This window comes from Nonomuraea sp. NPDC050790, from assembly GCF_044456745.1.
Taxonomy (GTDB): domain Bacteria; phylum Actinomycetota; class Actinomycetes; order Streptosporangiales; family Streptosporangiaceae; genus Nonomuraea.
In genome coordinates this window covers 150,032-163,465 of sequence record NZ_JBITGF010000005.1, presented here as the reverse complement: position 1 = coordinate 163,465, position 13,434 = coordinate 150,032, and the positions used below count along the sequence as shown (strand labels likewise).

13 protein-coding genes are annotated in these 13,434 nt (G+C 71.8%); 10 read left to right on the top strand and 3 right to left on the bottom strand.

Annotation, left to right across the window (positions count from 1 at the left end; translation table 11 throughout):
* Positions 1–16: 16 nt before the first annotated feature.
* The 6 genes from aroH (at position 17) to aspS (ending at position 6,487) form a co-directional block, all read left to right on the top strand.
* Positions 17–376, top strand: coding sequence for a chorismate mutase (gene aroH, locus ACIBEJ_RS26065; RefSeq protein ID WP_397185436.1), 360 nt, complete (start codon positions 17–19; stop codon positions 374–376).
* On the top strand, positions 373–1,449 hold the full coding sequence (locus ACIBEJ_RS26060) for a prephenate dehydrogenase (protein WP_397185435.1): 1,077 nt from the start codon (positions 373–375) through the stop codon (positions 1,447–1,449). The genes aroH and ACIBEJ_RS26060 overlap by 4 nt, the downstream gene beginning before the upstream one ends.
* A gap of 56 nt (positions 1,450–1,505) precedes the next feature.
* Positions 1,506–2,648, top strand: coding sequence for an NAD(P)/FAD-dependent oxidoreductase (locus ACIBEJ_RS26055; RefSeq protein ID WP_397185434.1), 1,143 nt, complete (start codon positions 1,506–1,508; stop codon positions 2,646–2,648).
* A gap of 200 nt (positions 2,649–2,848) precedes the next feature.
* Positions 2,849–3,544, top strand: coding sequence for a (d)CMP kinase (gene cmk, locus ACIBEJ_RS26050; protein WP_397186087.1), 696 nt, complete (start codon positions 2,849–2,851; stop codon positions 3,542–3,544).
* A gap of 38 nt (positions 3,545–3,582) precedes the next feature.
* Entirely contained in the window at positions 3,583–4,989 is a 1,407-nt protein-coding gene (gene der / locus ACIBEJ_RS26045; RefSeq protein WP_397185433.1) for a ribosome biogenesis GTPase Der, read from the top strand.
* 262 nt (positions 4,990–5,251) lie between these two features.
* Positions 5,252–6,487 (top strand): aspartate--tRNA(Asn) ligase, encoded by a 1,236-nt coding sequence (gene aspS, locus ACIBEJ_RS26040; RefSeq protein ID WP_397185432.1) that lies wholly within the window; start codon positions 5,252–5,254, stop codon positions 6,485–6,487.
* Here the strand turns inward: aspS and ACIBEJ_RS26035 are convergent.
* The 3 genes from ACIBEJ_RS26035 to ACIBEJ_RS26025 are packed head-to-tail and all read right to left on the bottom strand — an operon-like array spanning position 6,438 to position 9,126.
* A complete protein-coding gene (locus ACIBEJ_RS26035) occupies positions 6,438–7,967 on the bottom strand; it encodes an MFS transporter (RefSeq protein ID WP_397185431.1) in 1,530 nt (509 codons plus the stop codon). The genes aspS and ACIBEJ_RS26035 overlap by 50 nt on opposite strands.
* The gene (locus tag ACIBEJ_RS26030; RefSeq protein WP_397185430.1) at positions 7,964–8,608 is read right to left on the bottom strand and encodes an LppX_LprAFG lipoprotein; all 645 of its coding nucleotides are present in this window, start codon (positions 8,606–8,608) and stop codon (positions 7,964–7,966) included. Before ACIBEJ_RS26030 ends, ACIBEJ_RS26035 begins: the two co-directional genes overlap by 4 nt.
* A gap of 59 nt (positions 8,609–8,667) precedes the next feature.
* Positions 8,668–9,126: a MarR family winged helix-turn-helix transcriptional regulator gene (locus tag ACIBEJ_RS26025; RefSeq protein WP_397185429.1), complete on the bottom strand. Its 459-nt coding sequence runs from the start codon at positions 9,124–9,126 to the stop codon at positions 8,668–8,670.
* Between the two features lie 176 nt (positions 9,127–9,302).
* Here ACIBEJ_RS26025 and ACIBEJ_RS26020 point away from each other — a divergent pair, with 176 nt between their 5' ends.
* The 4 genes from ACIBEJ_RS26020 to ACIBEJ_RS26005 all read left to right on the top strand — a co-directional run bounded on the left by ACIBEJ_RS26020 (position 9,303) and on the right by ACIBEJ_RS26005 (position 13,433).
* Entirely contained in the window at positions 9,303–10,226 is a 924-nt protein-coding gene (locus ACIBEJ_RS26020; RefSeq protein WP_397185428.1) for a cation diffusion facilitator family transporter, read from the top strand.
* A 542-nt stretch (positions 10,227–10,768) separates the two neighbouring features.
* Positions 10,769–11,554 carry an MlaE family ABC transporter permease gene (locus ACIBEJ_RS26015; RefSeq protein ID WP_397185427.1) on the top strand — a complete coding sequence of 262 codons (786 nt, stop codon included), beginning with the start codon at positions 10,769–10,771 and terminating at the stop codon, positions 11,552–11,554.
* The gene (locus ACIBEJ_RS26010; RefSeq protein ID WP_397185426.1) at positions 11,554–12,408 is read left to right on the top strand and encodes an ABC transporter permease; all 855 of its coding nucleotides are present in this window, start codon (positions 11,554–11,556) and stop codon (positions 12,406–12,408) included. Before ACIBEJ_RS26015 ends, ACIBEJ_RS26010 begins: the two co-directional genes overlap by 1 nt.
* A 5-nt stretch (positions 12,409–12,413) precedes the next feature.
* A complete protein-coding gene (locus tag ACIBEJ_RS26005; protein WP_397185425.1) occupies positions 12,414–13,433 on the top strand; it encodes an MCE family protein in 1,020 nt (339 codons plus the stop codon).
* The last annotated feature ends 1 nt before the right edge of the window (position 13,434 follow it).

The window sequence follows — 13,434 nt, the reverse complement described above, 5'->3', positions numbered from 1 at the left end:
GAAGGGGACGAGCACCATGGTCCGCGCGATTCGCGGGGCGATCCAGGTGGACGCCGACGACCGCGACGCGATCATCGAGGCGACGACGGAGCTGGTGAGCACGCTCATGGAGCGTAACCGGCTGACGACCGACGACGTGATCAGCGTGTTGTTCACCGCGACGCCCGACCTGACGGCGGAGTTCCCCGCTCTGGCGGCGCGCAAGCTGGGCTTCCACGACGTGCCGCTCATCTGCGCCACGGAGATCGCCGTGCCGGGCGCGCTGCCGCGCGTGGTGCGGCTGCTCGCGCACGTGGAGACCGACCGGCCGCGTGCCGAGATCGTCCACGTCTACCTGCGCGGCGCCGTCGCGCTGCGCCAGGACATCGCGCAATGAAGCTTGAGAGCGTCCTCGTCCTCGGCACCGGCCTGGTCGGCACGTCGATCGGGCTGGCGCTGCGCCAGCGCGGGGTGAGCGTCCTGCTCGCCGACCGCGACCTCGGCGCGGTACGCCTGGCCAGGGAGATGGGCGCCGGCCAGGAGTGGCATTCCGGCGAGCGGGTTGACCTGGCGATCGTCGCGGTGCCGCCGGACCACGTGGCGAGCGAGCTGCGCGGCCTGCAGCAGCGCGACACCGCCCGCTTCTACACCGACGTGTCGAGCGTGAAGGCCATGCCGATCCTGCGGGCGGCCGAGCTGGGCTGCGACATGGGCGCGTACGTGGCCTCCCACCCGATGGCCGGCCGGGAGAAGGCGGGGCCGGGCGCGGCCAGGGCGGACCTGTTCCTGGGCCGGCCGTGGGCGCTGTGCCCGACGGAGGAGGCGCGGCCCGAGGCACGGCAGGCGGTGCTGGAGCTGATCGAGCTGTGCGGCGCCAAGCCGGTCGAGGTGAGCGCCGAGGAGCACGACCGCGCGGTCGCGCTGGTCTCGCACGCGCCGCACGTCGCGGCCTCCGCGGTGGCGGCCCGGCTGTCCGACGCCTCCGACGTGGCGCTCGGCCTGGCCGGTCAGGGCGTGCGCGACGTGACCAGGATCGCGGGCAGCGACCCCGGCCTGTGGCTGGGCATCCTGTCCGGCAACGCCGCGCCCGTCGCCGAGGTGCTGGAGGCGGTCTCCCGCGACCTGACCGAGGCCGCGGCGGCGTTGCGCGCGCTGGCCGAGGGCGACCGGAGCGCGGGGCCCGACGTGACCCAGTTGCTCAAGCGCGGGGTCGCCGGGTACGGGCGCATTCCGGGCAAGCACGGCGGGCCTGCCGCCGCCTATGCCGTCGTCCAGGTGGTCATCGGGGACCGGCCCGGTCAGCTCGCCCGGTTGTTCCAGGTGTGCGACGAGGTCGGGGTCAACGTCGAGGACGTACGGCTGGAGCACGCCCCCGGCCTGCCCCTGGGCCTGGCGGAGCTGTCGGTGCAGCCGGACGCGGTAGCCGTACTGCAGGAGGCTTTGCACGAACGCGGCTGGCAGGTCCCCTAGTCAGCCATCGGGCGCCCGGATGTCACATTCGGGCGCGCTGGATCCGTCTACCCGGCATGACACACATCATGGTTCTGGGAGCCGGATACACCGGGTTGCTGACGGCGATCCGGGTCGCGAGGAGGACCCGTCGCCACGGCGCGAAGGTGACGCTGGTCAACGCCTCGCCGCGGTTCACCGAACGGCTGCGCCTGCACCAGACGGCCGCCGGGCAGCGGCTGGCCGACCACGCGATCGCGGACGTGATCGCCGGAACGGGCATCACCTTCCTGCACGACCGGGTGGCCGGGCTCGATCCGGGGCGGCACGAGGTCACGCTGCTGAGCGGCGGCGTCGTCCGCTACGACACGCTCGTCTACGCCCTCGGCACCGTCACCGACCGCTCCACGCCCGGCGTGCGCGAGCACGCGCACGTCTACGACGACCACCACGACGCGGTACGGCTGGCCGCCTCGCTCGACCGGCTCACCGAGGGCACGGTCGTGGTCGCCGGCGGCGGGCTGACCGGCGTCGAGTCGGCCACCGAGATCGCCGAAGCCCACCCCCGCCTGCGCGTGGTCCTGCTCAGCAGGGGCACGCCGGCCGCGATGATGGGCCCGCGGGCCCGCGCCTACGTCAGACGGGCGATGGACCGCCTCGGCATCGAGGTGCGCGCGGGCGCCGAAGTGACCAAGATGCTGCCCGACGCGGTGGAGCTGGCGGGCGGCGAACTCGTGCCGTCCTCGGCCACGCTCTGGACCGCGGGCACCACCGGGCTGGCGCTGGCGGAGGAGTCGGGGCTGGCCGTGGACGGGCGCGGGCGCGTGGTCGTGGACGCCACCCTGCGGTCGGTCTCGCATCCCGACGTGTACGCGGTGGGGGACGGGGCGGCGGTCGGCCAGCCGTACGGGGTGATCCACGGGACGTGCCAGAGCGGGATTCCCACGGCCCTGCACGCCGCCGACGCGATCGCCGATCGGCTCAGGGGCAGGCCGGCCAGGCCGTTCCGGTTCGGGTACTTCCACCAGCCGCTCAGCCTGGGGCGCGGGGACGGGGTCATCCAGTTCACGCGGGGCGACGACAGCCCGCGGCGGGCGTACCTGACCGGGCGCTGGGCCGTGGCCTACAAGGAGGCGGTCAGCGGCAGCCCGCTGCTGACCGCGGCGCTGCTGAAGCGCGGGCTGGTGCACCCGCGCGCGCTCCGCGTCAGCAACGGCTGAACCGGCGGCGCCTTCGAGGGCGCCGCCGGGTCGGACCCGGTTGTGAGAGAGGCGAGGTCGGACCGGCTGAGCGTCACAGCGGTCGCGGGAGAGGGCGGGGCGGGTGAAGCTGGATCGGCGAGTGACGTGGAGGCGGTAGCCTCTTCAGGTTGAGGTAAAGCCGTGAAGAGGGAGAGACCGTGACCGGTCTGGTCGTCGCCATGGACGGCCCTTCGGGGTCGGGCAAGTCGAGCGTGTCGCGCGGGGTGGCCCGTGCGCTGCGCCTGCGCTACCTGGACACCGGGGCGATGTACCGGGCGATGACCTGGTGGATGCTCCAGCAGGGCGTCGACGTGGCCGACCCGGCCGCCGTAGCGGCGCGTTGCGGCGAGCCCGAGATCGTCAGCGGCACCGACCCGGACGGCCCGTCCATCCACGTGGGCGGCGTCGACGTCGCCGGGCCGATCCGCACCGGCGAGGTCACCGGCTCCGTCTCCGCGGTGGCCGCGGTGCCCGAGGTGCGCACCAGGCTGGTGGCGCTGCAGCGGGAGATCATCGGCGCGGGCGGCATCGTGGTCGAGGGCCGCGACATCGGCACGGTCGTCTGGCCGCAGGCCGCCGTCAAGATCTACCTCACCGCCAGCGCGCAGGCCCGCGCCCTGCGGCGCACCGCGGAGCTGGCGGGCACCACGGTGGAGGCGCAGCAGGCCGCCATGGCCAGGCGTGACACCCTGGACTCGACACGTAAGACCGATCCACTGTCGATGGCGGATGGCGCCATCGAGCTCGACACCACGCCGCTGACCCTGCAAGAGGTCATCGACGCGGTGCTGGGTGTGGTCGCGAGCCAGGAGGACCCGGGGCCGTCGGCCGGCGGGTTCCGCGGCGAGCGCGACCGGGTCAACGAGCGCGCCTGACCTTCAGGTGCGGTACTCACACGAAGGACGAGAACATCGTGAACACGGGGGACTGGGTCGAGGCTGAGCTCGACGACCTGGAGATCAGCGACCACGACGACGACAGCGGACCGCTGCCCGTCGTGGCCATCGTCGGACGCCCGAACGTCGGCAAGTCCACGCTGGTCAACCGCATCATCGGCCGCCGCGAGGCGGTCGTCGAGGACGTGCCCGGCGTCACCCGCGACCGCGTCGCCTACGACGCCAACTGGCGCGGGCGCCGCTTCACCGTGGTCGACACCGGAGGCTGGGACCCCGACGCCACCGGCATGAACCTGCGCATCGCCGAGCAGGCCCAGGTGGCCGTGGAGCTCGCCGACGTGATCGTGTTCGTGGTCGACGCCACCGTGGGCGCCACCGACGCCGACGAGATCGTCGGCGGCGTCCTGCGCCAGTCCGGCAAGCCGGTCATCCTGGCCGCCAACAAGGTCGACAACCAGCAGCTTGAGCTGGAGGCCTCCGGGCTGTGGGCGCTGGGGCTCGGCGAGCCGTACCCCGTCTCGGCCCTGCACGGGCGCTCCAGCGGCGACCTCCTCGACGTCATGCTGGACGCGCTGCCCGAGACGCCGGAGCTGAAGTTCGGCGAGCAGGGCGGCCCCAACCGGGTGGCGTTGCTCGGCAAGCCCAACGTCGGCAAGTCCTCCCTGCTCAACAAGCTCGCGGGGGAGGAGCGGGTGCTGGTCGACCCGATGGCGGGCACCACCCGCGACCCGGTGGACGAGCTGATCGAGCTCGGCGGCAAGCCGTGGCGCTTCGTCGACACCGCCGGCATCCGCCGCCGCGACCGGGAGCTGCAGGGCGCCGACTTCTACGCCGCCATGCGCACCCGTGCCGCGCTGGAGAAGGCGGAGGTGGCGATCGTGCTCATCGACGCCTCCGAGCCGCTCACCGAGCAGGACCTGCGCATCATCGGGCTGGTCATCGAGTCGGGGCGGGCCATGGTCGTGGCCTTCAACAAGTGGGACCTGGTCGACGAGGACCGGCGCTACTACCTGGAGAAGGAGATCGACCGGCAGCTCGTGCGCACCCCGTGGGCGCTGCGCGTCAACATCTCCGCCAAGACCGGCCGGCACGTCGACCGGCTCGTCCCCGCGCTGGAGAAGGCGCTCGACTCCTGGTCCACCCGGGTGCCGACGTCGCGGCTCAACGCCTTCCTCACCGAGCTGGTGCAGGCCACGCCCCCGCCCGTGCGGGGCGGGAAGCAGCCCAAGATCCTGTTCGCCACGCAGGCGTCCACGGAGCCGCCGAAGTTCGTGCTGTTCACCTCGGGCTGGCTGGAGGACACCTACCGGCGCTTCATCGAGCGCCGGCTGCGCGAGGAGTTCGGCTTCGCCGGCTCGCCCATCGAGGTGACCATGAAGATCCGCGAGAAGCGCAAGGGCGGCGGCTCCGCGGCCAAGAAGTGATACCTTGACCGGCAACGCGTAGACGGAGACGAGTAGCCCGGGGCCCGCGCGGGTCCAGAGAGCCGCCGGAAGCTGCGAAGGCGGCCCCGCGCCCCCGGGCGAAGACACTCCCGAGTGCGGGGAGGCAATGCCCCGCCGGTCTGACCCCCGTCATCGGGTCGTGGAGGCCGCCTCCTCGCGGGGCGGCGAAAGTGCGGTGGCACCGGGAGCTCCCTTCTCCCCCGCACTCCCAAGGGGTCATGCATCTCTCCTAGGAGTTGTGATGATCTCTCGTGTCCTGTCGGCGGAGCTCGCTGAGCACGCCGGGCAACGAGTCAAGATCGCCGGTTGGGTCCATCGCCGCCGGCTGCTGAAATCCGTGTCCTTCCTGGTCGTACGCGACCGCGCCGGCCTGGCCCAGGTGGTCGCGGACGGCCCGGAGCTGCCGGGCGAGGAGACCGTCGTCGAGATCACCGGGCTGGCCACGCCCAGCGAGCGGGCGCCCGGCGGCGTGGAGATCACCGAGCCGGAGATCACCGTGCTGGGGGAGGCCGCCCAGCCGCCGTTCGAACTGTTCCGGCCCGAGGTGGGCGCGTCGCTGCCCACCGTGCTCGACCACGCGCCGCTGGCCCTGCGCCATCGCGCGCTGCGCCTGCCGCTGGAGATCTCCGCGGCCAGCGTGGCCGGGTTCCGCGAGGCGCTGGACCGGCTGGCGTTCACCGAGATCCACACGCCCAAGCTGGTCGAGTCGGCCACCGAGTCCGGCGCCGACGTCTTCTCCGTCGGCTACTTCGGCCGCCGCGCCTACCTGGCCCAGTCGCCGCAGTTCTACAAGCAGATGATGGTCGGCGTCTTTGAGCGCGTCTACGAGGTCGGTCCCGTCTTCCGCGCCGAGCCGCACGACACCGCCCGCCACCTCGCGCAGTACACGAGCCTGGACGCCGAGCTCGGCTTCGTCGCCGACCACCGCGACGTCATGGCGGTCCTGCGCGAGGCCCTCGCGGGCATGGTCGAGTCGGTACGGCGCCGCGTCCCCCGGGCCCGCGACCTGCTGCCCGAGGTGCCCGCCGAGATCCCCGCGGTGCACTTCGCCGACGTCAGCGACGAGCCCGACCTGTCACCGGCACGCGAACGCGAGCTGTCGGAGTGGGCGCGGCGCGAGCACGGCTCGGACTTCCTGTTCGTCACCGGCTACCCGATGGCCAAGCGCCCCTTCTACACCCATCCCGACCCGGCGCGGCCCGGCTACTCCAACGGCTTCGACCTGCTGTTTCGCGGGCTGGAGCTGGTCACCGGCGGGCAGCGGCTGCACCGGCACGCCGACTACCTCGCCGCGCTGGCCGAGCGGGGGGAGACGGCGGGGCCGTACCGGGGATATCTGCAGGCCTTCAAGTACGGCATGCCGCCGCACGGCGGCTTCGCCATCGGCCTGGAGCGCTGGACGGCCCGGCTGACCGGCGCGGCGAACATCAGGCAGGCGACCCTGTTCCCGCGCGACCTGCATCGCCTCTCGCCGTAGGCATCCAGAGGGCCACCACGGCGCCGAGCAGGCAGAGCACGGCGGTCACGAGGAACATCTCGGTGTACTCGACGTGCAGGGCCGCCTTCACCTTCGCGGTGTAGGCGGCCAGCTGCTTGGCGTAGGTGACCGCGTCGACGCCGACGGGCAGCGGGGTGTCGAGGTCGGCGGTCAGCGACTGGAAGCGGTAGAAGCCCCAGGCGGACACGCCCGCGATGCCGATGAGCATGCCCATCATCCTGGCCACGACGACGGCGGCGGAGGCGACGCCGTGCTGGACCGCCGGGGTCACGCGCAGCACCGCCGCCGAGATCGGCGCGATGACCAGGCCCAGGCCGAGGCCGGAGACGAGGAGCGCGAGGTCGATCGGGTGCCCGGCCAGGTCGAGCGGCCAGCGGTTCATGAGCACGTAGCCCACGGTGGCGACGAGCAGTCCGGCGACCGCGACCGGGCGGTCGCCGAGCCTGCGGGCCAGCACGCCGCCGAGGACCGCGCCGACCGGCAGCGCGACGAGGAAGCGGCCCAGCACCAGCGACGCCTCCAGCGCCTCCATCTCCAGCAGCGTCTGGGCCGTGAACTGCACGAACACCATCGTGACCAGCAGCGCGGCGCCGGTGAGGAAGCTGACGCCGAGCGTGGCCAGCAGCGGGCCCTTGCGGGTGCCGGTCAGGTCGAGCAGGCGTACCGGTGAGCGGATCTCCCACCAGACGAACACCGCGGCGGCGACGAGGCCGGCGGCGATCGCCGGCGGGCCCCACGGCGGCAGGATCGCCTTGGCCGGATCGTCGTTGTAGAAGCCGATGACCAGCAGGGCCAGTGCGAGCGCGAGCAGCGCGCCGCCCACGACGTCGATCCTGGTTCCGGACTGGGCGGCGGCTCCCTGCGCGCGGCCGGGCACGGTGCGCTGCACCGCGAAGGCGGCCAGCGCGGTCAGCGGGAGGTTGATCCAGAAGATGGCGTGCCAGCCGCCCAGCTCCACCCCGGCGAGCTGGAAGGCCGGGGCCAGCGCCAGCACGCCGCCGTAGAGCGGGCCCAGGGCGCTGCCGAGCTCCTGGGCGGCGCCGACCGCGCCGAGGGCGACCGGGCGCTCGCGCTCGTCCCACAGGTCGCCGATGAGCGCCATGGTGATCGGCAGCAGCGCGCCGCCCGCGATGCCCTGCAGGGCGCGCCCGCCCACGATCATGGGCAGCGATCCGGCCAGCGCGGTCAGCAGGGAGCCCAGCGCGAACGCCGCCAGGCAGGCGTGGATGAGGGGGCGCCGGCCGTACCGGTCGGACAGTTGGCCGAGCAGCGGCATCGCGGCGATGTAGCCGAGCAGGAAGCCGGTCACCACCGGGGTGGCCCGCTCCAGGTGGTTCAGCGGCACCCCGACCTCGGTGGCGATGTCGATCAGGACGGTCACCACGACGTAGGCGTCGAGCGCGGCCAGCAGCACCACCGCCCCGCCGACGCCCAGGGCGACCCGGCGCGCAGCCTTCATCCGGCGGGCGGGGTGATCGTGACCGGGGCGTCGTAGTCGCTGAAGGAGACGATCACCGAGCCGTCCTGCACCGGCAGGGTGGCCTTGGTCAGGCGGGAGGAGGCCTTGTCGATCAGGAGCTGCCCGTTGACGCCCTGGCTGAGGCCGGGGACCAGCTTGCCCAGCACCTCGGGGGAGAAGGTGGCCGCGACCTTGTACGCCGCGCCCTCCTCGCCCTCGACGCGCGGCTCGGTGGCGGTCGACAGCAGCTTGGAGATGCCCTCGGCGGGCGACAGGATCAGCGACGGGTCGTAGATCTGGGCCAGGTTCTGCTTCGACATCTTCTGGAAGCCGCCGGTCGGGCCCTTGAAGTGGACGGTGTCGCCGACCACGAAGAAGCTGATCTCCTGAAGGCTGCCGAGCACCTCGATGGTCAGCGTGCCGTCGGCGTCTCCGGCGGAGGTCAGCCGGCCGTCGGCCTTGCGTACCTGGACCTTGGGCTTGCCCTCGGTGGCGATCGAGAACGAGGCGGACTTGACCGACTTCATCGCCTCGGCGGACCTCTTCATCAGGTCGGGGCCGCTGGGCAGCTCCGTCCCGCCGGCGGACGAGCAGGCCGCGGCCAGCGCTAGAGCTAGGACGATCAGCAGCTTTCTCAGCATGTCCGGATCGTAGCGAGCGTGCGGGAGCCGCTGGGCCGGTCGCCGGTATCGGTTGGGTGTCAGCGCAACTTCTTGAGATGCTCCACGATCGGCGTGTACGCGGCGTCGAGCGAGTCGAGCTGGTCGTCGGTCAGCCGGTCCACGAAGTGCTCGCGGACGCTCGCCACGTGGTGGGGCGCCACCCGCTGGATCGTCTCCCAGCCCTGCTCGGTGAGGACTGCGAACGTTCCACGACGGTCGTCGCGGCAGTCCTCCCTCACCACCAGGCCCTTGGCCTCCATGCGGGAGATCTGGTGCGACAGGCGGCTGCGCGACTGGATCGTGGCGTCGGCCAGGTCGCTCATCCGCATCCTGCGCTCCGGGCTCTCGGACAGGTTGACCAGGATCTCGTAGTCGTTGAGCGACAGCTCGAACTCCTGCAGCTCCCGATCGAGGCGGTGCATGAGCAGCTTGTGCAGGGCGAGGTGGGCACGCCATGCGCGCTGCTCGGTGTCGGTCAGCCAACGAGGGGCGTTCATGATCTCAATCTACCTCTCAAAAGCCTCTGCCCACCTCCGCAAACCCCGCCGGACCTGTGCCGAAGCCTGCAAACCCAGGTGTTCCGGGTCCGCTTCGCGTCCTGGTGCGTCGCTTTCGTGGGTGCTTGGCCGCGTAGTCAGCAGAATCCGAAGGTGCTCACGTAAGGTGATGATCCATGGCGGAGGGTTCGGGGGAGAGCTTCTGGACGGTGCTGGTCGCCGGGCTGGCCAATCTGGCCATCGCCGCGGCCAAGCTGGTCGCGGGGCTGATCAGCGGGTCGGCCGCGATGCTGTCGGAGGCGGCCCACTCGGCCGCCGACACGGTGACGGAGGTCCTGCTCCTGGTCGCGGTCCGGCAGACGGGCAAGCCCGCCGACCGCCGCCATCCTTTCGGGTACGGCAAGGCCGCCTTCTTCTGGGCCATGATGGCGGCCGTGGCCACGCTGGTGGGCGGGGCCGGGTTCTCCATCACCCATGGTGTGCACACGATCTCCCACGGGGAGTCGCTGGGCGACCTCACCGTCTCCTACGTGGTGCTCGCGGTGTCGTTCGTCATCGAGGGCATCTCGTTCCTCCGGGCGCTGTCGCAGGCGCGGGCCGAGGCGCGGCGGTGGGGGATCGGGCCGCTGCGGCTGGTCGCCCGGACCTCCGACACGGCGTTGAAGGCGGTCATGCTGGAGGACGGTGCGGCGCTGACGGGGCTCGTGATCGCCGCGGGCGGGCTGCTGGGGTCGCAGCTCACCGGGTCCTCGCTGTGGGACGGGGTGGCGTCGGTGGCGATCGGGGTGCTGCTGCTGGTCGTGGCGCTGGCGTTGATCGCGGCCAACGTGTCGCTGCTGATCGGGCAGGCGGCGCCGCGGCCGGTGGAGACGGAGATCCGGGCGCTGCTGCTGGCGCAGTCGGAGGTGGCCGATGTGGTCGAACTGCTGACCATGTACCTGGGGCCGGGGCGGTTGCTGGTGGCCGCCAAGATCGACTTTGACGACGCGGCCAGTGCCGCCGGGGTGGAGATCGCCTGTGACCAGGTGGACCGGCGGCTGCGCGAGCACGTACCCACGATCGCCCAGGTCTTCCTAGACCCCACCCCCACCCACCGCTAGCACCTCCCACCCACCCCCACCGCTGGCACCTCCACCAACCCCGGCCTCGCCGCCGGCCCGCGCCCATCCGCTGCCGATCCGAGGGTAAGACCACCCCCGGGCCCACCGCTGGCGCGCACCGATCCGCCTCCAGCCCAGGGACGATCCGTGAGTCCGCCGATCCGCGAGCCGGGCAAGCCGCGTGTGCTGTCAGGCGCTGATCGGGTGTGTCGCTGGCCGCCACCGACCTGCGGTCGTCCCGCCGCTGGTCCGCGCTGATCCGCCCTCGGTCTGTGGCCGATCTGGGAGTCGGGCAGGTCGCAGGCGGGGTGCCGTTGGTTGGTGGATGCCGTGGATCTGGAGGTTGGTTCGGGGCTGGGGTGGGTTGGTAACGGGGTTGTCACATTTCGTGGTGGGCTGACAACAGGTGAGCCGGGTCTCATAGCTTTTGCGCAAATTCAGCAGAAAGCATCGACCTACTGGACAGCTCGTCAGTAAGGTGACTGCTCCGGAGTCGCCCCGGTTCACGAGGTGGTCATGACGGTAACCAAGGCGGAGCGCTGATGGCCGGTTACGTCGGCCGGAAGGCCGGGTCGGCCCTGGGGCAGGTGGGTGAGCTTTTCGTCATCGTCCTGGAGGGCCTGCGGCGTAGCTGGGACGTCAAGAGCTGGTGGTGGGAGTTCGTCGACCAGTGCTGGTTCCTGGCCCGGGTGACGAGCGTGCCGGTGCTCCTGGTCTCGTTGCCGCTCGGCGCCACCGTCGCCCTCCAGGTGGGCGAGCTGGCCTGGCAGCTCGGCGCCGCCTCGGCCACCGGCAGCGCCGTCTTCGTCGGCCTCATCCGGGAGGTCGCCCCGCTGGCCAGCGCCCTGCTCATCGCCGGCGCCGGCGGCAGCGCCATGACCTCCGACATCGGCGCCCGTCACATCCGCGACGAGCTGAGCGCCATGGAGGTCATGTCCGTCAACCCCGTCCACCGGCTCGTCACGCCGCGCATGTGGGCGGCCAGCACCGTCGCCGTGTGCCTGTGCCCGCTGGTCATCCTCGCCGGCGCCTCGGGCGGCTACTTCTTCAACGTCGTCGTCCAGGGCGTCACCCCCGGCGCGTACTTCGACGGGGCGCTCTCGCTCGTCGTCGGCTCCGACCTGTACGTCACCCTGTTCAAGGCGTGGGTGTTCGGCTTCATCGCCGCGGCCGTCGCCTGCTACAAGGGCATGACCTGCGCGACCAGCCCGGTCGGCGTGGGGCGGGCGGTCAACCAGTCCACCGTGGTCACGTTCATGCTGGTCTTCGCGTTCAACTACCTGATCTCCGCCGTCTACTTCCTCGCCTACCCGCCCAAGGCGCTGTGATGGCCACCCGTACGGCGGGCCTCAGGTTCGCCCGGCAGGGCCGGGAGCTCGGCGAGAGGTTCGCCACGCTCGCCGACTGGCCGCTGTTCGTCTGGCGGGTGCTGTTCTACTCGGTACGCGACGTCATCCTGCGCCTGCGCTACTTCAAGGTCGTCATGCGGCAGGTCAGCGACGTCGTGATCGGCGTGGGCGCCACGGTCATCGGCGGCGGCATGATCTTCGTGGTGTTCACGATGGCCTTCGTCGTGGGCGCCACCGTCGGCCTCCAGGGCTACCAGGGGCTGCAGGCGATCGGCGCCGAGTCGTTCATGGGCCTGGTGGGCAGCTTCGCCAACGTCCGCGAGATCACCCCGATCATCGCCGCGACGGCGCTGGCCGCGCAGGTCGGATCGGCGTTCACGGCGGAGCTGGGCGCGATGCGGATCTCGGAGGAGATCGACGCGCTGGAGGTGATGGGCATCAACGCCTTCACCTACCTGATCTGCACCCGGGTGGTGGCGGCGCTGCTGGCGCTGCTGCCGATCTACCTGATCGCGCTGTTCGCCAGCTTCTTCGCCACCCGGCTGATGAGCACGGTGCTGTTCGGGCTGGCGCCGGGCGTCTACGACTACTACTTCTACCTGTACCTCCCGGTCAGCGACATCGTCTTCAGCGTCGCCAAGGTCGGGGTGTTCGCGTTCACGGTCATCGTCATCCACTGCTACTACGGCTTCTACGCCACCGGCGGCCCGGTCGGCGTCGGCGTCGCGGCCGGGCGTGCCATCCGCCAGTCGATCGTCACGATCGTCCTGCTCAACCTGCTGCTGTCGTACCTGTTCTGGGGTGGCGGCGGCAGCGTGAAGCTGACGGGGTGAGGAGCATGGGACGCACGGAGCTCACCCTGCCCGCCAGGATGGCGATCGCCGCCCTGGTGCTCGTGGCGCTGGCGGCGGCCACGGTCTTCGTCGTGCGCAACGCCACCGAGGTGAGCGGCACCAGGATCGACGCCGTCTTCGGCCGCGCCGGCCAGGGCATGGACACCAACTCGCCGGTCAAGATCCGCGGCATCACGGTCGGCGACGTGACCGGCGTCGCGCTCAACGCCAAGGGGCAGGCGGTGGTGACCATGCACCTGCGGCCGGGGGTGCGGGTGCCGCAGTCGGCCGTGGCCTCGGTCGAGCCCGCGTCGGTCTTCGGGCCCAAGTACGTCAACCTGAAGCTCGGCTCCGGGGAGGGGACGGGGCCGTACCTGGCCGCCGGGGCGGTGATCACGCGGACCGAGGACCCGCTGGACCTGTCCGACACGCTCGGCGACGCCTACCGCGGCCTGGACGCGGTCGACCCGCGCGAGGTGACGGTCATCGTGCACACGCTCGCCAAGGGCCTGGAGGGCCAGGGCGAGGACCTGCGCGAGCTGATCGACGACGCGGGCACGGTCGTCGGCGTCGCGCACAAGCACCGCGGGCCGGCGCAGCGGTTCCTGCGCGACACGGCCCTGCTGTCGGGTGCGCTGGCCGACAAGGGCGACGAGCTCGTGGACATCTCCGCGGACGTCAACACGATCACCCCCGACCTGCTGAAACGGGCCGACAAGGTACGCGCACTCCTCAAGGAGATGACCGAAATATCCGACCTGACCGCCCATGGCCTGAGCAAGCACCGGCAGAACCTGCGCGCCGGCGTGCACTCGGGCGAGCGGGTCGCCGCGCTCATCTACGCCCAGCTCGGCCTGGCCGGCGACGGCGTACGCGGGCTGCGCACGCTCGTCGACCTGCTCAACGAGCTGATCGAGGCCCCGGGACCGGACGGCGCTCGGCAGATCCAGGTGGAGGCGTTCGTCTCGACCGACATCTGCGAGCTGATCGTGGGCTCCTGCGGGCCGACGGACGGGAGGCGCTGAC

What these genes read in the sequence shown, in the direction of transcription:
- aroH (WP_397185436.1), top strand. Translation starts at nt 17, where the DNA reads ATGGTCCGCGCGATTCGCGGGGCGATCCAGGTGGACGCCGACGACCGC.
- ACIBEJ_RS26060 (WP_397185435.1), top strand. Translation starts at nt 373, where the DNA reads ATGAAGCTTGAGAGCGTCCTCGTCCTCGGCACCGGCCTGGTCGGCACG.
- ACIBEJ_RS26055 (WP_397185434.1), top strand. Translation starts at nt 1,506, where the DNA reads ATGACACACATCATGGTTCTGGGAGCCGGATACACCGGGTTGCTGACG.
- cmk (WP_397186087.1), top strand. Translation starts at nt 2,849, where the DNA reads ATGGACGGCCCTTCGGGGTCGGGCAAGTCGAGCGTGTCGCGCGGGGTG.
- aspS (WP_397185432.1), top strand. Translation starts at nt 5,252, where the DNA reads ATGATCTCTCGTGTCCTGTCGGCGGAGCTCGCTGAGCACGCCGGGCAA.
- ACIBEJ_RS26035 (WP_397185431.1), bottom strand. Translation starts at nt 7,967, where the DNA reads ATGAAGGCTGCGCGCCGGGTCGCCCTGGGCGTCGGCGGGGCGGTGGTG.
- ACIBEJ_RS26030 (WP_397185430.1), bottom strand. Translation starts at nt 8,608, where the DNA reads ATGCTGAGAAAGCTGCTGATCGTCCTAGCTCTAGCGCTGGCCGCGGCC.
- ACIBEJ_RS26025 (WP_397185429.1), bottom strand. Translation starts at nt 9,126, where the DNA reads ATGAACGCCCCTCGTTGGCTGACCGACACCGAGCAGCGCGCATGGCGT.
- ACIBEJ_RS26020 (WP_397185428.1), top strand. Translation starts at nt 9,303, where the DNA reads ATGGCGGAGGGTTCGGGGGAGAGCTTCTGGACGGTGCTGGTCGCCGGG.
- ACIBEJ_RS26015 (WP_397185427.1), top strand. Translation starts at nt 10,769, where the DNA reads ATGGCCGGTTACGTCGGCCGGAAGGCCGGGTCGGCCCTGGGGCAGGTG.
- ACIBEJ_RS26010 (WP_397185426.1), top strand. Translation starts at nt 11,554, where the DNA reads ATGGCCACCCGTACGGCGGGCCTCAGGTTCGCCCGGCAGGGCCGGGAG.
- ACIBEJ_RS26005 (WP_397185425.1), top strand. Translation starts at nt 12,414, where the DNA reads ATGGGACGCACGGAGCTCACCCTGCCCGCCAGGATGGCGATCGCCGCC.